This window comes from Rhodothermales bacterium (assembly GCA_017643395.1).
Taxonomy (GTDB): Bacteria; Bacteroidota; Rhodothermia; order Rhodothermales; family UBA10348; genus JABDJZ01.
Genome location: JAEPNP010000005.1, coordinates 383,718 through 402,721 on the forward strand (window position 1 = coordinate 383,718; position 19,004 = coordinate 402,721).

The 19,004-nt window shown below is 62.5% G+C and carries 20 protein-coding genes; 17 read left to right on the top strand and 3 right to left on the bottom strand.

The window, feature by feature from the left end; translation table 11 throughout:
- Nucleotides 1–4: 4 nt before the first annotated feature.
- The 13 genes from JJ896_16065 (at nt 5) to JJ896_16125 (ending at nt 9,664) form a co-directional block, all read left to right on the top strand.
- Nucleotides 5–514 (top strand): hypothetical protein, encoded by a 510-nt coding sequence (locus JJ896_16065; GenBank protein ID MBO6781171.1) that lies wholly within the window; start codon nt 5–7, stop codon nt 512–514.
- Nucleotides 511–1,371, top strand: coding sequence for a hypothetical protein (locus JJ896_16070; protein MBO6781172.1), 861 nt, complete (start codon nt 511–513; stop codon nt 1,369–1,371). Before JJ896_16065 ends, JJ896_16070 begins: the two co-directional genes overlap by 4 nt.
- Nucleotides 1,368–1,883: a dihydrofolate reductase family protein gene (locus JJ896_16075; protein ID MBO6781173.1), complete on the top strand. Its 516-nt coding sequence runs from the start codon at nt 1,368–1,370 to the stop codon at nt 1,881–1,883. Before JJ896_16070 ends, JJ896_16075 begins: the two co-directional genes overlap by 4 nt.
- 184 nt (nt 1,884–2,067) lie before the next feature.
- Nucleotides 2,068–2,265: a hypothetical protein gene (locus JJ896_16080; GenBank protein ID MBO6781174.1), complete on the top strand. Its 198-nt coding sequence runs from the start codon at nt 2,068–2,070 to the stop codon at nt 2,263–2,265.
- 106 nt (nt 2,266–2,371) lie between these two features.
- Nucleotides 2,372–4,048, top strand: a complete 1,677-nt coding sequence (locus tag JJ896_16085; GenBank protein ID MBO6781175.1) for a hypothetical protein — start codon at nt 2,372–2,374, stop codon at nt 4,046–4,048.
- A gap of 15 nt (nt 4,049–4,063) precedes the next feature.
- Entirely contained in the window at nt 4,064–4,528 is a 465-nt protein-coding gene (locus JJ896_16090; GenBank protein MBO6781176.1) for a DUF1499 domain-containing protein, read from the top strand.
- Nucleotides 4,515–5,183: a hypothetical protein gene (locus tag JJ896_16095; GenBank protein ID MBO6781177.1), complete on the top strand. Its 669-nt coding sequence runs from the start codon at nt 4,515–4,517 to the stop codon at nt 5,181–5,183. The genes JJ896_16090 and JJ896_16095 overlap by 14 nt, the downstream gene beginning before the upstream one ends.
- A gap of 5 nt (nt 5,184–5,188) precedes the next feature.
- Nucleotides 5,189–6,466 carry a PD40 domain-containing protein gene (locus JJ896_16100; GenBank protein ID MBO6781178.1) on the top strand — a complete coding sequence of 426 codons (1,278 nt, stop codon included), beginning with the start codon at nt 5,189–5,191 and terminating at the stop codon, nt 6,464–6,466.
- 21 nt (nt 6,467–6,487) lie between these two features.
- Nucleotides 6,488–7,579 (top strand): endonuclease/exonuclease/phosphatase family protein, encoded by a 1,092-nt coding sequence (locus JJ896_16105; GenBank protein MBO6781179.1) that lies wholly within the window; start codon nt 6,488–6,490, stop codon nt 7,577–7,579.
- A 37-nt stretch (nt 7,580–7,616) separates the two neighbouring features.
- Nucleotides 7,617–8,063: a nuclear transport factor 2 family protein gene (locus tag JJ896_16110; GenBank protein ID MBO6781180.1), complete on the top strand. Its 447-nt coding sequence runs from the start codon at nt 7,617–7,619 to the stop codon at nt 8,061–8,063.
- Between the two features lie 62 nt (nt 8,064–8,125).
- Entirely contained in the window at nt 8,126–8,380 is a 255-nt protein-coding gene (locus JJ896_16115) for a DUF2164 domain-containing protein (GenBank protein ID MBO6781181.1), read from the top strand.
- Nucleotides 8,380–9,138, top strand: coding sequence for an SDR family NAD(P)-dependent oxidoreductase (locus JJ896_16120; GenBank protein MBO6781182.1), 759 nt, complete (start codon nt 8,380–8,382; stop codon nt 9,136–9,138). Before JJ896_16115 ends, JJ896_16120 begins: the two co-directional genes overlap by 1 nt.
- Before the next feature lie 127 nt (nt 9,139–9,265).
- The gene (locus JJ896_16125) at nt 9,266–9,664 is read left to right on the top strand and encodes a hypothetical protein (protein ID MBO6781183.1); all 399 of its coding nucleotides are present in this window, start codon (nt 9,266–9,268) and stop codon (nt 9,662–9,664) included.
- On the opposite strand, the gene JJ896_16130 is transcribed toward JJ896_16125, so the two are convergent.
- From JJ896_16130 to JJ896_16140, 3 genes are all read right to left on the bottom strand, one after another.
- The gene (locus JJ896_16130) at nt 9,569–10,513 is read right to left on the bottom strand and encodes a hypothetical protein (GenBank protein MBO6781184.1); all 945 of its coding nucleotides are present in this window, start codon (nt 10,511–10,513) and stop codon (nt 9,569–9,571) included. The two genes, JJ896_16125 and JJ896_16130, sit on opposite strands and share 96 nt — an antisense overlap.
- A 44-nt stretch (nt 10,514–10,557) precedes the next feature.
- Nucleotides 10,558–12,624, bottom strand: a complete 2,067-nt coding sequence (locus JJ896_16135) for a PAS domain S-box protein (GenBank protein ID MBO6781185.1) — start codon at nt 12,622–12,624, stop codon at nt 10,558–10,560.
- A gap of 146 nt (nt 12,625–12,770) precedes the next feature.
- Complete coding sequence (locus JJ896_16140; GenBank protein ID MBO6781186.1) at nt 12,771–14,957, bottom strand: carbohydrate binding family 9 domain-containing protein; 2,187 nt, start codon at nt 14,955–14,957, stop codon at nt 12,771–12,773.
- 100 nt (nt 14,958–15,057) lie between these two features.
- Here JJ896_16140 and JJ896_16145 point away from each other — a divergent pair, with 100 nt between their 5' ends.
- The 4 genes from JJ896_16145 to JJ896_16160 all read left to right on the top strand — a co-directional run bounded on the left by JJ896_16145 (nt 15,058) and on the right by JJ896_16160 (nt 18,989).
- Nucleotides 15,058–16,425, top strand: coding sequence for a DUF839 domain-containing protein (locus tag JJ896_16145; GenBank protein ID MBO6781187.1), 1,368 nt, complete (start codon nt 15,058–15,060; stop codon nt 16,423–16,425).
- A gap of 34 nt (nt 16,426–16,459) precedes the next feature.
- Nucleotides 16,460–17,203, top strand: coding sequence for a 5'-nucleotidase C-terminal domain-containing protein (locus tag JJ896_16150; protein ID MBO6781188.1), 744 nt, complete (start codon nt 16,460–16,462; stop codon nt 17,201–17,203).
- Complete coding sequence (locus JJ896_16155; GenBank protein ID MBO6781189.1) at nt 17,200–18,117, top strand: metallophosphatase; 918 nt, start codon at nt 17,200–17,202, stop codon at nt 18,115–18,117. The genes JJ896_16150 and JJ896_16155 overlap by 4 nt, the downstream gene beginning before the upstream one ends.
- 122 nt (nt 18,118–18,239) lie before the next feature.
- Nucleotides 18,240–18,989: a hypothetical protein gene (locus JJ896_16160; protein MBO6781190.1), complete on the top strand. Its 750-nt coding sequence runs from the start codon at nt 18,240–18,242 to the stop codon at nt 18,987–18,989.
- Nucleotides 18,990–19,004 lie beyond the last annotated feature (15 nt).

Sequence of the window (19,004 nt, forward strand, 5' to 3'; positions counted from 1 at the left end):
TCGCATGAGTGAGCACGACGTCTGTCTGCGCTGCGCCGGGCGCATGGAGCTGGGCTTTACCCTGGACATCAACCAGGGCTCCAGGCGGGTGATGGGATGGCACCCGGGACACCCGCGCAAGTCCTTCTTCACCGGCGTGAAGAACCCGGGGGAGGAAATCCCGATTGGAGTGCTGCGGTGCGTCAACTGCGGGTATCTGGAGTTCTATGCTCGGCCTGAGTTTCGGGCGCTTAGCTCGGACGAGCTGGAGTTGACCGAAGCGCGGGCATCCGGCCGGGAGCTCCCGGTCACCTTCAGGGAGGCGTTCCTCACTGGAGGTGAGGCTTCGGCCTTCCATCCGACTGCCGAGGACGAGGGGGCCGACACCGATCAGTTCGACGCCACGGAGACCGGGAGCGCCGACCCCGAGCAGCTCGACGCCACGGAGTCCGAGCCCCAGGAGCGCCCCCGGCACGAGCGCTTCAACGCGCTGCCGAAGCCAAGGCCCGAGGACAAGAAGACCCGCGGATGGTGACAAGGGGCGCGAACATACTCGGCGTCATTCTCGCCTGCCTGGCGGGCTTGAGTTGCGATTCGGGCGACTTCGACCCGTTCGACAACGACCGGCGGTACTTCACGGTGTTCGGCTATCTGGACGAACGGGACGCCCAGCACACCCTCCGCGTGATTCCACTTACCCGGCTGGCCGAGAACATCACGGATCCGTCCGACCCACAGGCATCGATCGACGGAGTGGTGACCTCCACGGACCTGCGCACGGGCGAGGTCACACGCTGGAATCACCGGCTGGATCGCCTGAGCGACGGCAATTACGGGCACGTCTTCCGAGCGCGCTTCCCTGCTCGCGCGGGTCGTTCCTACCTCCTTGAGATCACCAGGAACGACGGGACAGTGACCTGGGCGGAAACGACCATTCCACGGTTTCCGGCTGTTCGACCCGTGCCGGACACGCTGTTTTTTCCCTGGGAGGTGAACCCGGACTCGGCCCTGACCCAGCGGGTTTTTCTGCCGGGCATCACGTCACCGTGGGATATCCATCTGATGTACGATCTGTCCGGGCGATGGGTGCGGGTGCCTTACGGACGGACCGGGCGTCGCGTAGACGGCGGCTGGGAGTTCACCGTGGATCTGGCTGACGATGCCGGCAAAATGCGAGAGGTGATGGGGCTGCCCCCGACCGCGCCGCTGGCGGGGGTACATGCCATCGAGTTGCAGGTCCGAACGCTTGCCGAGGAGTGGGACCCACCCGACGGCGAGTTTGACCCGGAGGTCCTGGCCCAGCCCGGAGTGCTGTCCAACGTACAGCAGGGCTACGGTCTCTGGAGCGGAATCGGATCGTATTTCCACACCTTCATTCGACCACCGCAATGAGAAAGCTCGTTCTGTCGGCCGCAGTGAGTCTGGACGGATTCATTGCCGGCCCCGATGGCGAAATCGACTGGATTCTGATGGATCCGGACATCGATTTCGGGGAATTGATAGGCCGCTTCGATGCCCTGTTGGTCGGCCGCAAATCGTGGGAGGAGCAGCAGAACTACGGGGGAGGCATGTTCAACGGCCTGGATGCCTGGGTGATATCCAGGACCCTGGCCGAGGATGAGGGTCGGGGCTGTAAGGTTTCTCCGGATCTCGCTGCGACGGTGGCAGAGCTTAAAGCCTCCGGCGGCCGGGACATCTGGCTGTTCGGAGGTGGAGACCTGTTCCGATCCGCCTTTGATCTGGCCCTGGTGGATGAGGTTCAGGTTGCCGTTATCCCGGTGCTCCTGGGTGGCGGGCTGCCCCTGCTGCCGAGCGGGAAGCGAGGGCCCTCGCTGACCCTGCTCCGTTCCCGCGTGTTCGGAAAAACCGGCACGGTCCTGCTGGACTACGAGGTGAAGCGCTGACGCCAACCGGCTGGTCCGCTCCGCTCCACCGGCGGACGATTTGGACGAAATTCGGAACTTCGAGCGAGGTGATCCCGTATAGTTGTTGCGACGGATAATTACAGACCGTCGAAATCCGGCTCTCAGACGCAAGTTTAGTCTTGGGCCGGCAGTTCGTTGAACAAACAGTATTCGGAGGTTAGTTATGGACAGGGATACCCTGTATCGCGAAAAGGCAGAAGCGAAACTCGATGAGTGGAGCGCCGAACTCGACCAGTTGAAAGCCCGCGCCCGACAGGAGGGTGCCGATGCGGCCCTGGACCTCGACAAGAAATTTGACGAGTTCCAGCGCAGCGTGAGCGACGGTATCGATCGTCTCCGCGCATCGTTCAGCACGAATTAGCGCGAATTAGCGCGAAGCGGCTGCAGCAACGGCAGCAGCCGACTCAAGGGCGCCTCACGCGTGGCGTGGGGCGCCTTTTTTCGTTTCCACCCTCAAGTCGACAGTTATGCATTTCTACGACCAACTCCTCGACATCCTGGCGTCCAGGGGAGTGACCACCATTTTCGGCGTGCCCGGTGACGCCATCAACCCGCTCATCGAGGCGATACGCAAGCAGGACCAGGTCCGCTTTGTGCATGTGGCCCATGAAGAAGCGGGAGCCTTCGCCGCAAGCGCTCAGGCCAAACTGACAGGTAACCTTGCCGTCTGCTGTGGCACGGTCGGTCCGGGTGCCATTCACCTTCTGAACGGCCTCTACGACGCGAGCAAGGACTACGCACCGGTGCTGGCCATCGCCGGCCAGGTCCCGTCGGACGAACTGGGTCTCACCTTCCACCAGGAGGTGGATCTGGACGCCCTCTTCTCTGATGTGGCTGTCTATCACACCTCTGTACGCACCGCCGAGCAGATGCCTCGCGTTGCGCTGGAGGCATGCAATACAGCGGTGGCGGAGTCTGGCGTGGCGGTGCTTACCGTGCCGGCCGATATCGGTCGCCAGAAGGTCCCGGATGCAGACTACGCAAAGGAATGGTCCCCTCGACACCGCGTGCTGCCAGATCCCGAGCACGTGGCCGATGCTGCCGAGCTCATCAATGGGGCGGACGACATCACCATTCTGTATGGAGAAGGATGTCGCGATGCGGTGCCGGAGTTAAAAGCGATTGCCGAGCACCTGAAAGCGCCCATCATCCATTCTCTCAAAGCCAAAGACCTCCTGCCCTCGGATTATCCTAACATCGCCGGCGGACTGGGCTTGCTGGGAGATCGTGGCGGCGTGGTTGCCGCGCAGGGCTGTGACGTCATGCTTGTCGTCGGCTCGGATTTCCCGTATCGGGATTGGTATCCGGACGCGCCCATCATTCGCATCGACCGCAACGCATCCACCATTGGGCGGCGTACACCCCGGGACATCGGCATCGTGGGCGACAGCGCCGAAAGTCTTCGCACCCTTCTCGAGCAGCTGGATGAGAAGACGGATGACGCCCTGCTCCGCACCGTGCAGCGATCACGGTCCCGGTGGGACAGTCTGCTCGAACTGGCGTCGAATCCAGAGCGAAGCAAGGACCTCATTCATCCGCAGGGGCTGGCGCGTGTGCTCGGCGAGCTCGCCGACGGAGACGCGGTATTCACATGTGATACCGGAGCCGTCTCGGTCTGGGCCGCCCGGCATCTGCGCATGACCGGTTCTCAGCGGTTGTCACTCTCCTACAACCTCGCCTCCATGGCCTACGCCATGCCGGCAGCCATCGGCGCCCAGCTGGCCTTCCCGGACCGCCAGGTGCTTTCGCTATCGGGCGATGGCGGGTTCAACATGCTGATGGGGGACCTGCTGACCGCCGTGCGGTACCGACTGCCCATCAAGATCATCATCTTCAACAATGGGAAACTCGGTCTCATCCAGATGGAGCAGGAAGTCGAGGGGTTCCCGGAGCACCTTACCGGACTGCACAATCCGGACTACGCGCTGCTTGCAGAAGCATTCGGAGCGACCGGACAGACGGTGAAAAACCCCGCTGACCTGCGCATGGCCGTGGCGGAAGCGCTGGCGCATGACGGCCCCTACGTGCTCGACGTGCACGTCAACCCTGGGGAATTGACCATGCCACCCAAGATTGAACTTGAGCAGGCATGGGGCTTCTCCCGCGCCAAGGTCAAGGAAGTCCTGGGCGAACTGGTCTCCTGACCGTTATTCTGCGGCATGCGCCGCTCACCCCTTCCGTTCGTGCTTCTGTCCATGGCCCTGTTTTCCTGCACCGGCACACGCCCCGATACACTCGGCGTGCAGAGGGATGGACGCCTTGCCCCGTGTCCCGGCACGCCCAATTGTGTGTCGTCAGACGCGGATCCGGATGATGAGGAGCACTACATAGATCCGCTGTCGTTCAGCGGCCCCGCAGAAAGCGCGTGGGCCGCTGCTCTGGATGCTGTACGCAGCCATCCGCGCACCGAGGTCGTTGCCGAGGAAGAAGGGTGGGCACATGCCGAGAGCACGAGCCGGGTCTTCCGTTTCGTCGATGATGTCGAGCTCCACCTTCGGGCCGAGGAAGGACACATCGCCATCCGATCAGCCTCTCGCCTCGGGCGCTCCGACCTGGGAGTGAATCGAAAGCGTGTTGAGGCCGTCCGTGCTCGATTCCGCGCCGCGCTGGATGGCAGTTCGTGACACGTCACGCTCCGATGGCCGCACGTTGGTTTCCTTCCTGACGTTGCGGCGAGTCGTGGGGGCACTTGGTGTCTTGCTCCCGATCGTCCTGGTCCTTGGATCCAACGCTCTGGATCCCCAGCCGGGGCTGCAGGAAAGCATCAGCGACTACTACGGCACTGCCATGCGCGATGTGTTCGTGGGCGTACTGTTCGCCATCGGCTGGTTCCTGTTTTCCTATCGCGGGTACGATGTGCGGGACGATTTGGCCGGAGACCTCGCCTGCCTGTTCGCGATGGGCGTAGCGCTTTTTCCCACGACCAGCGCCGACCCGGCCATTCGCAACGTGCACTTTGCCAGTGCCGCCCTCTTGTTTCTCGTGCTGGCCTACTTCTCACTGTATCTGTTTACCAAGAGTCGCGTCGGCACCCCCATGACGCGAGAGAAGCGTCTACGGAACCGCGTCTACCGAATCTGTGGGGTGCTGATGCTGCTTTGCATCGCCCTGATTGCCGTGTACAAATGGGGATTCGAGGACACGGCGCTGGCACACTGGAAGCCGGTGTTCTGGCTGGAGTCCATCGCCCTGTGGGCATTCGGCTGGTCCTGGTTCGTCAAGGGAGAGACCGTGCTCACTGACGATGGCGTGGACTGGGTGCCCCTGAATCGCATCTGACACCCATGCTTGCTCTGTTGTCCCTGGTTTTGATTGTCCCTCAGCAGGTGCCCGTTGAGCGGATCGATTTGTACGATCCTGGTAACGGGGGCTATCTCGGAGCCGAAACCAGCTGGTTTTCCCCAACAGGAAATCGCCTGAGACTGGAGATCACCGATCCGTCCGGAGACGCCTCTTTGCTCTTCTTCCTGCGACACGACCGGTTGGGCCGCGAGGAGGAAGGTGTGTATTTCGAGGGAGGTAACCTGGACGCGAACTGGGAGCGGTTTTCCTATTCCGGCGACTCCCTCAAGACTACCACCTACCTACGTGATGACGGCTCTCCGGGAGCTCGTACCGAGTCGATCCTCGATCCGAAAGGCCGTGAAATCCGGAAACGCTATTTCCGTAGCGACAGCACACAGTATGGTCGTGAGGAGGTCCTTTGGGACGAGGCCGGAAACCAGCTTGGGTGGGATTTCAGCTATGTGGAACGGGAGGGCGGGTCCTCCTTTCGCTACTCCTACGCGCCGTTGCAACGGGGAGCGTGGACGCGCCGCACGCGCTCCCGAAACGGCGTCGCCGAACGGCTTGAGCAACGGAGCCCATCGACCGAACCCGTCCCGGTGCCGTTCCTGCCAGGTATCGTTTCGACCTCGGCATTCGAGACCTCTCCCTCTTTCTCTGTCGATGGACAGGTCATGGTCTTTGCGCGCTACGAAGACTGGGGTGCCAAAGTCCCCTACATAGCCCGCCAACAGGACGGAGCCTTTGTCGTGCGCCCCCTGGAACACCTGGGGCCGGTCTACAACCTCGCCCTGTCCCCGGACGGTGAAACGGTCTTCTTCTCGCGAGAGGACCGCGTGTTCAGCGCAGCGGTCGCGGGAGGAGCCGTGCGCGACCTGACGGCCGAATTTGGCATCCAGGGCGGCTATGTATCGTTTGACCAGGATGGCAACCTCTTTGCCCATGATCCGGAGATCCGGGGCATCACCCGTGCGCCGGCCGACGGCACCGGCTGGGCACCCCCGCAGCCACTCTTCGTGCCGGAGTCGGGCGAGGCCTTCGACGCGGTTCCGTTGGGCGACGGCCGGCTGCTGCTGACGTGGTGTGGAGACGAGCGATGCGGGGTTGCAGCCGGCAACGGATTGCAGATCCTTGAAGACGGCTCGCTCCGCCAGATCCGGGGTGTGCCCTATGCCTGGGGCGCCCAGCCGGTACCGGCGCTGGGGATCCTGGTCTTCACCGACGGCGACGACATTCTTGCGCTACCTTTGCCGGACACGGACCTGACTCATGATTAACCGGGTCCGTCATCGTAGTCGATGGCTCTGTTCCCGGCAGCTTTTCCGTATCTGGCAGCCCTTACAGCCCTCCTGGTGGGCGTGACGCTGCTTCCTCTCTCGCGCTCGACAAAGTGGTGGGTGCGCGGCTGGGATTTCCCACGGCTGCAGCTGGCAGGCTTCGCACTACTGCTACTCGGGGCCCAGCTGACCCTGCTGGAGTATGTCTGGTGGCAGACCTGGCTGGTGCCTGGAATCACCGCAGCTTGCCTGATCTACCAGGCGTGGTGGATCGTTCCATACACGCCCTTCTACCCGGCTCAGGTGAAGCTGGCTCGTGAATCGAACCCGGACCGAACGCTGAGGATCATCAACGCGAACGTGCTGACGCCGAACCGGAACGCCGCGAAGCTGCTGGCCATCGTGCGTGAGCGGAATCCGGACATTCTGGTCACCCTTGAGTCTGATTCCTGGTGGGAGTCGCAGCTGGACGCTCTGCAGGAAGCGTATGCCCACACGATCCGTTGCCCACTGGACAATCTGTACGGCATGCATGTCTATTCCCGACTGCCGCTGAGCGATCCCCGGATTGAGTTTCTGGTGGAGCGGGACGTGCCGTCGATGCATGCCTGCGTGCATCTACCGTCGGGAGACCGCGTGCGTGCGCATTTCCTGCACCCGGCTCCGCCGTCCCCGACGGAGAACCCGGAATCGGCTGAACGCGACGCCGAACTGATTGTGGTGGCGCAGGCCGTAGAAGGTGCCGACTTGCCTGTGGTCGTTACCGGTGACCTGAACGATGTGGCTTGGTCCAAGACCACCAGACTCTTTCGCAAGATCTCCGGACTGCTCGATCCGAGGATCGGTCGCGGAACGTTCAACACGTTCCACTCCGACTACTGGTTCGCCCGGTGGCCGCTGGATCACATCTTCCACAGCCACCATTTTCAGTTGGTGAAGCTGGAACGCCTGGGTCACTTTGGCTCCGATCATTTTCCGCTGTACAGCGAACTCGTGCTGCGCCCGCACGCCGACCAGGAACCGGAATCCGCCGAAGCCGAAGACCGTTCGTTGGCACAGGAATTGGCAGAAAGGAAGGATGTCACATCAGAAGACGTACCCGAGCCGCGTTAAGTCCGTAGCACGATTCGCACCAAGTCCGCTACTTGCCATGCGCGCCTTCCCCCTCGTTGTATTTCTTGCTTTCACGGCCAGTGCCAATGCCCAGAATCGCACGCCCTTGCCACCGGTGCCAGACGCGATCGAGCTTCCCGACGAGTTGGACCGGGTCCTGCGCGACTACGAGGCCGCCTGGCTGGGGAGCGATGAGGCCGCGCTTGCGGCACTGTTCACACCTGACGGCTTCATCCTCCGTCCGGGCCACGGTCCGGTTCGTGGTCGCGAGGCTATCCGAGAGGCCTACGCCAACAGCGGGGGCGCCGGTCTGATTCTGACTGCTTACGCCTACGCCCATGAGGGAGACGTGGGGTACATCATCGGCGGATACCGGTACGACCCGGACGGCATCGACTCCGGGAAATACACGCTTACACTCCGCAGGCTGGAGGACGGACGCTGGTACATCGCATCTGACATGGACAACGGGAATCGGCGCTAGTCGAGGCCGCCGTGCTTCCCGGCCTGGGTCCTCCCCAGCCCTCGCGTGCGTAGATTGCCGGCATGGGCATCACACTGAACGATGAGGACCGCGCCAATGCGGTGAACTCCGTAAAGGAGTACGCGCGCGAGCACTTTGATGAGCCGATGGGAGACCTGGCCGCGGGCTTCCTGATCGATTTCTTTCTGGAGGAGATCGCCCCGTCGGTCTACAACCAGGGTGTTCTGGATGCCAGTCGGCGTGCGCAGGCCAAACTGCTGGACGTGGAGGCCGAACTCGAAGAACCGACCTTCACCCACTGGAACGGGAAGCGCTGATGCCGTTGGCCCTTGTGACGGGCGCATCGAGCGGAATTGGCGCCGCGACCGCGTCCGCCCTTGTCGCTGAGGGCTATCGCGTGGCCCTTGTCGCTCGCTCCATGGACCGGCTGCTCGAAGTGGCCGATCCCCTGGGCGAAGCGGCCACCGTGCATGCTCTGGACGCGTCAGACGGCGATGCCGTTCTCAATCTCGTCGGAGCACTGGGCGCGGTCGATGTGCTGGTCAACTCGGCAGGCGCCGGAGCATGGAAGCGCATTGAGGAAACCTCGCCCCAGGAGGCCGTGGTCATGATGAACGCTCCCTATCAGGCCGCATTCAATGCCACACACGCCGTCATGCCCGGCATGCTGCAGCGCGGCAAGGGCGTCATTGTGCATGTGGGGTCTCCCGCTTCCATGTGCCCCTGGCCGTCCAGTGTCGGCTATGCCGCGTCGCGGTTTGCGCTGCGAGGGCTTCACGAAGCACTGTGCATGGACCTTCACGGCTCGGGCGTTGCCAGTTGCCACGTAGTGTTTGGCCGCGTGGAAAGCCCCTACTTTGAACGGAATGCCCATGCGGCAGAACGCATACCGGGCATCGGCAACATTGTGCGCACCATCCAGCCGGAGGAGGCGGCGCGCATTGTTGTCAGGACGGTGCTTCATCCCCGGAAGAACGTGTACCACCCGCTCAGCCTGAGGCTGAACTACGCGCTTTTTGCCGTAGCCCCCTGGCTGACGCGTTATCTGCTCAGATCCACCGGGTATTCCCAGTGAGCCCTGGGTAGCCCGACAGGGACTCCGGATTGGGTTGCTGGCCCAGTCCGGGTTTATACCTTACAGAGCAAACAAGACCGGGATCGTCGCCGACACTGGATACGGGTTTCACTTATCTCTGATCGCCATGCGAGCCCTCCCTGCCCTCCTGCTGGTCTTCCCAGTGCTGGTCTCCCTTGTTTCGTGCGACTCCTACCAGGCCGCTCCCGAATTCGCACTGTCCTTCCTCGAACCTGCTCGGTCGGAAACGGTCGAGGCAGGCAGTGAGGTACGCGTCCTGATAGACATCATCAGTGCGCTGGACGTGCGCAGCGCGGATCTGGAGTTTGGCCTGGACGCTGAAGAGATCGGCACGTCCTTCAGGGTCGAGCAGGTACCCATTCTTCAGCGCGACGGCCTCAAGGAGTTCCGGATCGACACCACGGTAGTACTACCGACCCTGCCAGAGGGCGCTCGCCTCAGCAACATTGTGGTCTACACGCCGGCCGGCACCCGAAATCGCGTCGGCTTCCATCGCATGCGGTGACGCCGGCAGGGACGGCGTGTGCACGTCTTCCACCGACATGCCCGGCCGGTAGACGCGGTTGGTGACTCGCATGACGTCATGCAGGCGACGGACCTTGCGCTCGGCCTCGATGTAGCGCAGCCTTGCCCGCGTGATATGCTCCTCGAACACCAGGGCCAGGAGACACAGGCCGGTGCCGAAGAGCGAGAAGAGGCCGGCAAGGGAGCCCAGCCATCTCCGCAAATGCCCGTCGGCGACTTCCATGGAGGAGGGCGGCAGATAGGCGTAGGCCGATGCCCCCAGACTGAGCACTCCTGTCAACGCAATCCCGAGGAACAGCGCTGCGAACAGGCTGCGCGTCCAGATCGCGTAGGCGTCTTGGGAGTGCGCAAGCGCGGCCACTACCCGCGTCGCCACTACGGAAGCGGCTACGGCGAAGGACGCGCCCAACCAGAGCTTCCATCGGGTAATCTCCGGAGCGACTTCCATCTGCAGCGCCTGCACACCGGCGACGTGCAAAAGGCAGACTCCCAGGCCAAGCACAAGGCCCGCCATGTGGTGGTGCACGGAACGCTCGGAAACAAGCAGTGTCACGGCGATGGCCGCCGTCAGTACGCCGATGCAGAGGCCTGCAAGAATAGCGAGCGGTGCCAGGCGAAAGGGAATCCACGGATCGAAGGCCAGAATGGTGCAGAATTGCGTCACCCACATCCCGATTCCCGTGGACACGGCGCCGCCCCAATGCCAGTAGGCAGCGCGTCGACCCGTTGACCGAAGAACCCGCTGCAGCACGCCGAACGTAGAGAATGCCACCGCAACAGCGGCAAGCAGCGCGACCGCGCCCAGCAGGGGATCCGGGGAGGCGTACATGGTTGGTGGTTGGAGAGCGGTTGGCGTTCGCAGGTGATCCAGGGTCAAGCGCCGAGTTTCCGGTCCGCCCAGTTGGATATGGCAGGGGCCCCGGCCATCCGGGCGGGGCGATCTTGACGCCCCGGAGTGGTTTCCAGAGGAAGCTCAATCGTGAAGGTCGAACCCTCGCCCTCCGTGGAGTCAATCTTGAGGGCACCTCCATGCTTTTCGACAATGGTGTGGTGAGCCATGGAAAGACCCTGACCGGTTCCCTTCCCTACTTCCTTCGTCGTAAAGAACGGATCGCAGATCCGGTCCTTGATGGACTCCGGGATGCCACATCCGGTGTCGGACACCGTGATCTCCACGGCCTTCGACAGCCTGCGAGTCGCGATCCGGATGGTGCCCCTGACATTGTCGCCTCCCTCTTCCTGCGTTTTCTCTATGGCATGCGCAGCATTTACGATGAGGTTCAAAACGACCTGGTCCACCTCTTGCGCAAAACACATCACCCTGGGGAGGTTGTCGTCGAAGTCCGTCTCGATATCCGCCACGTACCGCCACTCGTTGGACGCGACGGTGATGGTATTCTGGATGCCCCGGTTGATGTCTGCCAACTTTCGATCAGACTCACCCGGATGGGAGAATTCCTTTATCGCCCGCACGATGGTCGCGATGCGATCGATGCCGTCCTCGGTTTGCTCAAAGGTGGCAGGAAGCTCTGACTCGAGGTATTCCAGGTCGGAGGCCTCCAACCGGTCCCGGAGGTCGGCAACCAGCAAGTCGAGGGGCCTACCGTCCACGCCGTCGACCAAACGGCCCGCTGCGCGGGCGGTCTCCAGCAGGTCGTCAACGGCCTCTCTCAGGAAACTGACATTGTCACTCACAAACTGTGTCGGCGTATTGATTTCGTGAGCTATCCCGGCTGCAAGCTGACCGATCGCCTCCAGTTTCTGGGCCCGATGCAGTTGTGCCTCGAGGTTCTTTTTTTCGGTGATATCCGCCACAATGGCCACGAACACCGGCGTCTCCATCACGGTGGATAGCTGCAGATGCATCTGAACCTGGTACTCGGAGTCGTCACGCCGACGGTGCGTCGTCTCCAGGAACAGTTCCTTGCGCATCCCGCTCACCAGCGTGTGCAGCAGCTCGAAGAAATGGTCCTCGTGCATGCGCACGGCCAGATCTGTAGGCCGCATCTCCAGCAGCTCCTCCTCCGTGAATCCCGTGTTGTCGCTCGCTCCGCGGTTCACGCCGACGAACAGCAGGGTTTCGACTTCGAAGAAATAGATTTCGTTGGTCGACTCATCGAGCACCTGACTTAGTCTCAGCGCTCGCTCCTGCGCTGCCTGACTCAATTGCCGCTCGTGGCTGAGTTTGAAATCGAAAAAGATAGTCAGCTGGGTAAAACCGAGGATCAGAAGCGCCACAATGCCCAGAATGACCGCCATCGCCGTGTTGTCCTGCTGGCCGTCACCAAACACCATTTCCGTATCGAATGGAGTGTAGACCGCGGCAGCCATGCCGGTGTAATGCATGCCGCAGATCGCGATACCCATGATCAGGGCCGCCCCTGCTTTCCAGAGGATGACCCGACGGCCAACCTGGCTAGTCAGGGCGGCGATAATCCAAATGGCGGCACAGGCGGCTGTAATCGCGATGAGAATCGACAGCGCGAGGAGGACCGGGTCATACGAGATGCTCGCCGGCATGCGCATGGCGGCCATGCCGGTGTAGTGCATGGCACAAATGCCTCCGCCAAGGAGCACGCCACTCATGCCGATCGTCCGGAACGAATTGTCCTGGCGTGACGCGACATAGATGGCGAAGGCCGACGCCAACATGCCCGCAAACAGGCTCAGCACAGTTGTGAACACGTCGTACGTGAACGGCATCTCCATGCTGAAGGCCAGCATGCCCACAAAATGCATGGTCCAGATGCCCAGGCCCATCGAGAGGGCTCCCGCAACAAGCCATGCCTTTGCCGACGGACCGGAAGCGCTGGAGACGCGGCGGGCGAGCTCCAGCGCGGTATACGATGCGGCGACAGCCACCACATACGAGAGGCTTACGAGTGTAAGATCAAACGTCCCCTCCATACCTGCTTCCGATCCGTTTGTGAGCGAGTCCACTCGGGACCATCGGCGAATCGGGGCGCTGCAGAAGCAGGTCGGCGCGAATTACGTAAAGATCGGTAGGTCCCGGGAGGGTCACTACCTAATTACTGTAGGTTCCTGTAATAAGAGTTTGCAGGTCCGGCGCGAGAGTCGGCACCAGTCTACAGGAGAATCAGGTAGGTGAGCTTGGCGACCCCCAACTGATTGTTCATGACCACATCCCGGCGGGGGTCGAAAATATCCTCTCCGGGCTCGGTGACATGGTAGTTGGTATTGATCACCAGAAAGAGGTCTGATCCCGGCTTGTGGATCCAGTCCACGCGAATGTTTGCGCGCACATCGCGCGAGAAGTTGTCATACTGGACCAGCGCGTTCGCGAAGAGCTTGCGGCCAGTCGCAGCCTGGATACCAAGCGAGACGGTGGTGGCGTCAAAGGAGCCGCCTTCGATCGGCAGGTCGATGTTGGAATAGCTGAAGCCGGTCTCAAGCTTCAGATACCTGGACTGCCGGAAGCCGGCACCACCGTTCAGATTGTATCGGGTGCCACCGAAGAACCCGCCCCGGGATGCACCTAGTTGGAGAAATCCGCGCCGACTGGGATCCGTGCCGCCCCTGACAGACACTGTATTTTCATAATAGTCGCCCGTCAGAATTTCGGCGTCCGGACGAATGAAGAAGGACCTGTCCAGGCGCTCAAATGAGCGATTCAGCTCGACCGAGAATCGGTCCCGCCGCTCCAGCTGAAAGTTGGCCACTCCGCCCCATGACCAGGACTGCTTCTCCCCGTCCTGACCGGTGATGTAGTGCACGCCGGTCCCCGCAACCATGCGGCGGATCGGATGGCGCTCGCTTCTGAATAGCGGACTGTAGGCCACATCGGCCGTGTAGCGCCGAATGTCACGGCGGGCGACGAACCCCAGCGCCGGGGCATAGGAACTGGAGACACTTCGAAAGCCGGCGCTTCCAGAGTAGAGATCGTTGGCCAACCGAAGCTGCACCTCCCCCGCTGTGCCTCCGTCCAGGTCCGGCATGGAGTCCTGAACGCGGGTAAACCAGGCCTCCACGCTTGATGAGCTCCAGAAACGCCGCTGCAGATCTACGCCGAACGCCCGGTTGTAGCGTTCGCCCTGATCAAAATTCGTCACGATCCCGCCGAGCGTGGTTCTCGGTGTCAGCGAGGTGCGCACCCGGGCCACCGCGTTGTTGGTGGCCGGTGCATCCAGCACCCTGTCGCGCTTGGTCTGGATGTTAAGCAAGCCGACCGAAAACCGGCCCACCTGACCGGTCAGTCGCGCACCCGCAAGAATCTCGTTGGCGATTCCTATCCGCCTGGAAAAGAATGTCTGTGCATTGCGGGCCGCACCGTGTGTGAAGAGTCCGGAGCGCTCCAGGAAAAACTCGCGCTTCTCCGGGAAGAAGAGATTGAAGCGCGTGAGATTGATCTGCACCGCATCGGCCTCGACCTGCGCGAAATCCGTATTGACCGTCAGGTCCAGCGTCAGGTTGGACGTGATGCCGTACTTCATGTCGATCCCCAGATCCCGCGTCACCTCGGACTCGGTGGCGGCGACAGCCAGGTCCGGCCGCGACTCCTGCGCACCGGTGATGACGTATGGCTTCACCTCGATGTTCTTGCCTCGACGCAGGTTTTCGAGGCCGCGCAAGCTGCCGTATTGAGAGACCGCCAGGATACCGGCCGTGTAGCTGCGCGGGATGAACGGCCATATGACGCGCTCATTCTTGCGATTAATCCGCCGCTCGACCGCAAGACCCATCAGCGGACGGTCTTCCTTGGAAAACCGGATCTGCCTGAATGGGATGGCCACCTCCAGCGTCCACCCCTCCTCATCGATGTTGCCCTCCGAGTAGTAGACCGAATCCCAACTCCAGTCGTCCATGGACATGGACTCGTCTGTGATCGTCGCGTCATCCTGGGTGCCCAGGGGATTCATCTCGAACAGGTACGCATTCCGGTCGTCATCGTAGGTGTCGATGGTGATCCAGATGTTGTCGTCCTTGTCGATGCGGCCGCCCCGCTCGAAGATGTTGGCGCGGATCTGATCCGGCTCCGAATCGAAGAACCGAAATCCGAAGTAGAGATGATCCTCGTCGAACGCGATGCGCATTTCACTGCGTTCGGTCGGCTCCGCACCTTCCTCCGGCCATCGCTGCCGGAAATCGGTGACCGGGGGAATCGACGCCCAGATCGCATCGTCCAGAATGCCGTCAATGCGAGGTGCCGTTTCGGCATAGTGCGCCACGGCCTCAGTTCGCACTGGCTCGGGCGCCTGCGCCAGCGCGCCGTGGGTCAGCATACCGGTCAGAATCAGGACGGGAACTGCTCGCATCGCCATTCCGGGTTTGGGTGCCCTAAACTAATCGTTAAGACGGCCAGCGGGGCTTTTCTATGCCGTCGGGCACGCTAGTTTGACCCAAACCCCTACGCGCATGACGCTCTCCCGACGACATTTCCTTCGCAACGCCGGCGCTGCGGCGCTCGGCTTCGGTGGGTTACAGCACCTGGTGACCGGCTGTGGACCCGACCAACCGGTCGACTTTGGCGAACTGGTGCCCGATCCGGAAGGCCTGTTTGATCTGCCTGAAGGCTTCAGCTACCGCATCATCTCGCGCTATGGGGATGAGATGGCCGACGGGCTGCTCGTACCCCATCGCCCGGACGGCATGGCCGCGTTTCCGGGCCCCGACGGGCTGACGGTGTTGGTGCGCAACCATGAGGTTCACGGACGCAGCGCCGGTCCCGAGGAGGGCGCATTCGGTGCCGGGCTGGAACGGCTCGAACTGGCCGGTGGCCGACTGTTCGATGGCGGCCACGAAGGTCAGGTACCAGCGCTCGGCGGCACCACGAATGTGGTCTACGACACCCGGACCGGAGAAACCGTGCGTGTTTTCCTGAGCCTCGCGGGCACGCTGCGCAACTGCGCCGGCGGGCCGACTCCCTGGGGCTCCTGGTTGACCTGTGAGGAAGACGTAACCCGGGCCAGCGAGCGCTACGTGCGCGACCACGGGTGGATCTTTGAAGTCCCCGCGAGCGCCGAACCCGGGTTGGCAAATCCTGAGCCTCTTCGCGCCATGGGGCGCTTCTATCGAGAGGCCGTTGCGGTGGACCCGGAGTCCGGCGCGGTGTACATGACGGAAGACCTGGGCGATGGGCTGCTCTACCGATATCTGCCGGATGTGCCGGGTGACCTCCGGGCCGGTGGCCGCGTGGAGGCGCTCAAGTTGCGCGACAACCCGAACCTGGACGTGCGCAATTGGGACAGTGCCGCGTTCGAGCCCGGGCGTTCCGAGCCCGTAGAATGGATTCCCATGGACAACATGGACAATCCCGACGACGATCTGCGCTTCCGCGGCATGGAACGCGGCGGACTGCCGATGGCGCGCGCCGAAGGCATCTTCTATGCAAACGGGCAGGTGTTCATCGCGTGCACCAGCGGAGGCCAGAATCGCGAGGGGCAGATTCTTCGTTATGTGCCCAGCCCGTACGAAGGCACTGACCGCGAATCGCAGGCACCAGGCATGCTACAGCTGTACGCCGAGCCGAACGACACCGGGCTTCTGGAGAACTGTGACAACCTGACCGTCGCTCCCTGGGGCGATGTGGTGATTGCCGAGGACGCCAGCACACATCCGCGCCTCTCCATGATCGGCTCGGACGGAACAATCCGGATCATCGGACGCAACTCCCGATCCAATTCCGAACTGGCGGGTCCGACCTTCTCGCCAGACGGGTCGACGCTGTTTCTCAACATCCAGCATGAAGGCGTCACGCTGGCGATCACCGGGCCGTGGGCCTGACGAACCTCCGCGCCGACGCGGAATAAGTAGCGACATGGCACGTCTTCTTCTGTTTCTCGCTGCCCTCGTCCTGGCGGGCTGTGGCGGCACCAACTACGTTTTCCAGGCCCCCACACCGGAAGCGGCCGTCTCATTTACGGTCCTCAGTGACTCCCTGGCCCCGGATCCCGAGGTGGCTGCGATGGTGGCGCCTTATCGGGAGAATCTGGAGGCTCAGGTCTCGGAAGTCGTCGGACGAGCCGAAGTGGAGATTCAGAAGGGGCGCCCCGAAGGCCCGCTGGGCACCTTCGCCGCCGAGGCCATGCTCTCGGTCGTGCAGGGCCTGACGGACCGGCCTGTGCACCTCGCGCTCACGAACAATGGAGGCCTGCGGAGGCCGCTGGGGCCCGGGGCCATCACCGTCGGGCAGATGTTCGAGTTGATGCCGTTCGAGAACATGATGATTGTGCTCGACTTCTCTGCGGCCCAGGTGGACTCGCTGGCCCAGCAATTGGCGCGGTCCGGCGGAGACCCCATCGCCGGTTTTTCCTTTCTGATTACGCCCGACGAGCGCGCGGTCAATGTGCGTGTAGCGGATGAACCGCTGGATTCCGCTCGCACCTATCGCCTGGTTACGTCAGACTATCTGGCCAACGGAGGCGGTCCGTACAGCGTGCTGTGGGGAGACGTGCCACGGGAGGAGCTGGCCTACCTGCTTCGGGACGCCTTCACAGATCACCTGCGCGCCATCGGCATCATGGAGAATCGCGTGGACGGACTCATCCGGGTACAGCAATGAACAGACGACGTTTTCTCAGGACCGTAGCTGCCGGAACCATTGGCTCGACGCTGCTGCCGCTGGAGGCGCTGGCGTGGGACGAGACCCGCCTGGTGATTCTGCACACCAACGACACGCACTCCCGCATCGACCCGTTTCCGGAGGACGGCGGACGCAACTCCGGACTGGGCGGCGTGGCACGGCGCGCCGCGCTGATCAAGAGAATTCGAGCAGCACAGGAGCACGTGTTGTTGCTCGACAGCGGCGACATCTTTCAGGGCACGCCCTACTTCAACTTCTACCACGGGGAAGTGGAGTTCAAAGCCATGTCGGCCATGGGCTACGATGTCGCGACGCTTGGTAACCACGACTTTGACAACGCTGTGGACGGGTTCGTGGCCATGCAGCCTCATGCCAACTGGCAGTGGGTCTCGGCCAACTACGACGTGGCCGGTTCCGGACTTGAGCCGTATGTGAAGCCCTTCACCATCCGGCGCATTGCCGGAATCCAGGTGGGCATTTTCGGCATCGGGATCGACTTCGACGGCCTGGTACTTGCCCCGCTTCATGAAGGGGTGTCCTATAACGACGCCATTCTCTCGGCGCGATCAACCGCTGAAGAGCTCCGTCAGCAAGGATGCGACCTGGTGGTTTGCCTCTCCCACCTTGGCCACTTCAGTCGCGGCGACCGGCCGTCCGATCACGCCATCGCCCGCGAGGTGCCGGAGGTGGACATCGTGCTGGGCGGGCACTCCCACACCTTCCTCGATGAACCGGAGGTCGTGCAGGACGGCGCACGCACGCGCATTGTGAATCAGGTCGGTTTTGCCGGCATTCGGCTGGGGCGTCTGGACCTGATTGTCGATCGTGACGGGCGCACACGGCGCTGGTTTGCGAGCACCTACGACATCGACCGTCGACTGGACTACGTCTAGCCTGGCCTGCCCCGAGGGGTGGTTTGTGAAGGAACCGCGATGAAATCGCGCTTGGGTTGTGACCGTGTCGTGACAACACGCCTGGTCGAGGGCCGTAGTGGAGCCAAAACCCAACCAGAACCATGTACAGACTACTTTCGATTGTCACGCTTGCGGTTCTGACAGCAGTCCCCGCGTTGTCTCAGAACCGTGCTTGGACCGGCCGCATTGCGGAGCGACTGGACCTTTCCGACAACCAACTTCAGGCCATCAGGGAGCACACAGCGGATGCTCAGCCGAACCTCTGGGCGCTTGCCGGTGCTCTCAGCGAGGTGCTGACGCCAGCCCAACGGGAACAGCTGTTGGAGGATGGCCGCGTGGCCGGTGCGTACCGAAAAGGCGTCAGGGACGGCCGCACGCGTCAGCACGCCAGAACCCGCGGACAGCGGTCGGATCGTCGAAGCCGTGACCGCAGCCGATCCGAGCGCAGACCCATGGTGGATCGACTCGATGACCTGACACCCGAGCAGAAGGAGGCGTTCGAGACCATGCGCGCCGAGTATCGCGAGAGGTCCAGAGCGCTGGCCGAGCAGCGCCGGGCGGGAGAGCTGGATCGGGAGAGTTTCGAGGCGGCCCGCCGGGACATGCGCAATGACATGCGCGATCGCGCTCACAATGTGTTGACGCAAGAGCAGAAGCAGCGCCTCGAGACCATGGAGCGGCGCCGCTCATCACAGATGAATCGAACGCGAGACCGATCTCGCTCCCGCGATTCGGCCCTTCAGCTAACGGAAGAGCAGCAGCAGATCATTGAGATTCATGGCGCCCTGGCGGCCATACTGGCACCGCCGCGTATGGCGGCCAATGATCGACATCGCATGCGACGCAGATAATCGTCCCGCCTGGGA

What these genes read in the sequence shown, in the direction of transcription:
- JJ896_16155 (MBO6781189.1), top strand. Translation starts at nt 17,200, where the DNA reads ATGAACAGACGACGTTTTCTCAGGACCGTAGCTGCCGGAACCATTGGC.
- JJ896_16110 (MBO6781180.1), top strand. Translation starts at nt 7,617, where the DNA reads ATGCGCGCCTTCCCCCTCGTTGTATTTCTTGCTTTCACGGCCAGTGCC.
- JJ896_16115 (MBO6781181.1), top strand. Translation starts at nt 8,126, where the DNA reads ATGGGCATCACACTGAACGATGAGGACCGCGCCAATGCGGTGAACTCC.
- JJ896_16090 (MBO6781176.1), top strand. Translation starts at nt 4,064, where the DNA reads ATGCGCCGCTCACCCCTTCCGTTCGTGCTTCTGTCCATGGCCCTGTTT.
- JJ896_16075 (MBO6781173.1), top strand. Translation starts at nt 1,368, where the DNA reads ATGAGAAAGCTCGTTCTGTCGGCCGCAGTGAGTCTGGACGGATTCATT.
- JJ896_16085 (MBO6781175.1), top strand. Translation starts at nt 2,372, where the DNA reads ATGCATTTCTACGACCAACTCCTCGACATCCTGGCGTCCAGGGGAGTG.
- JJ896_16120 (MBO6781182.1), top strand. Translation starts at nt 8,380, where the DNA reads ATGCCGTTGGCCCTTGTGACGGGCGCATCGAGCGGAATTGGCGCCGCG.
- JJ896_16140 (MBO6781186.1), bottom strand. Translation starts at nt 14,957, where the DNA reads ATGCGAGCAGTTCCCGTCCTGATTCTGACCGGTATGCTGACCCACGGC.
- JJ896_16095 (MBO6781177.1), top strand. Translation starts at nt 4,515, where the DNA reads ATGGCAGTTCGTGACACGTCACGCTCCGATGGCCGCACGTTGGTTTCC.
- JJ896_16160 (MBO6781190.1), top strand. Translation starts at nt 18,240, where the DNA reads ATGTACAGACTACTTTCGATTGTCACGCTTGCGGTTCTGACAGCAGTC.
- JJ896_16105 (MBO6781179.1), top strand. Translation starts at nt 6,488, where the DNA reads ATGGCTCTGTTCCCGGCAGCTTTTCCGTATCTGGCAGCCCTTACAGCC.
- JJ896_16100 (MBO6781178.1), top strand. Translation starts at nt 5,189, where the DNA reads ATGCTTGCTCTGTTGTCCCTGGTTTTGATTGTCCCTCAGCAGGTGCCC.
- JJ896_16125 (MBO6781183.1), top strand. Translation starts at nt 9,266, where the DNA reads ATGCGAGCCCTCCCTGCCCTCCTGCTGGTCTTCCCAGTGCTGGTCTCC.
- JJ896_16065 (MBO6781171.1), top strand. Translation starts at nt 5, where the DNA reads ATGAGTGAGCACGACGTCTGTCTGCGCTGCGCCGGGCGCATGGAGCTG.
- JJ896_16080 (MBO6781174.1), top strand. Translation starts at nt 2,068, where the DNA reads ATGGACAGGGATACCCTGTATCGCGAAAAGGCAGAAGCGAAACTCGAT.
- JJ896_16145 (MBO6781187.1), top strand. Translation starts at nt 15,058, where the DNA reads ATGACGCTCTCCCGACGACATTTCCTTCGCAACGCCGGCGCTGCGGCG.
- JJ896_16150 (MBO6781188.1), top strand. Translation starts at nt 16,460, where the DNA reads ATGGCACGTCTTCTTCTGTTTCTCGCTGCCCTCGTCCTGGCGGGCTGT.
- JJ896_16130 (MBO6781184.1), bottom strand. Translation starts at nt 10,513, where the DNA reads ATGTACGCCTCCCCGGATCCCCTGCTGGGCGCGGTCGCGCTGCTTGCC.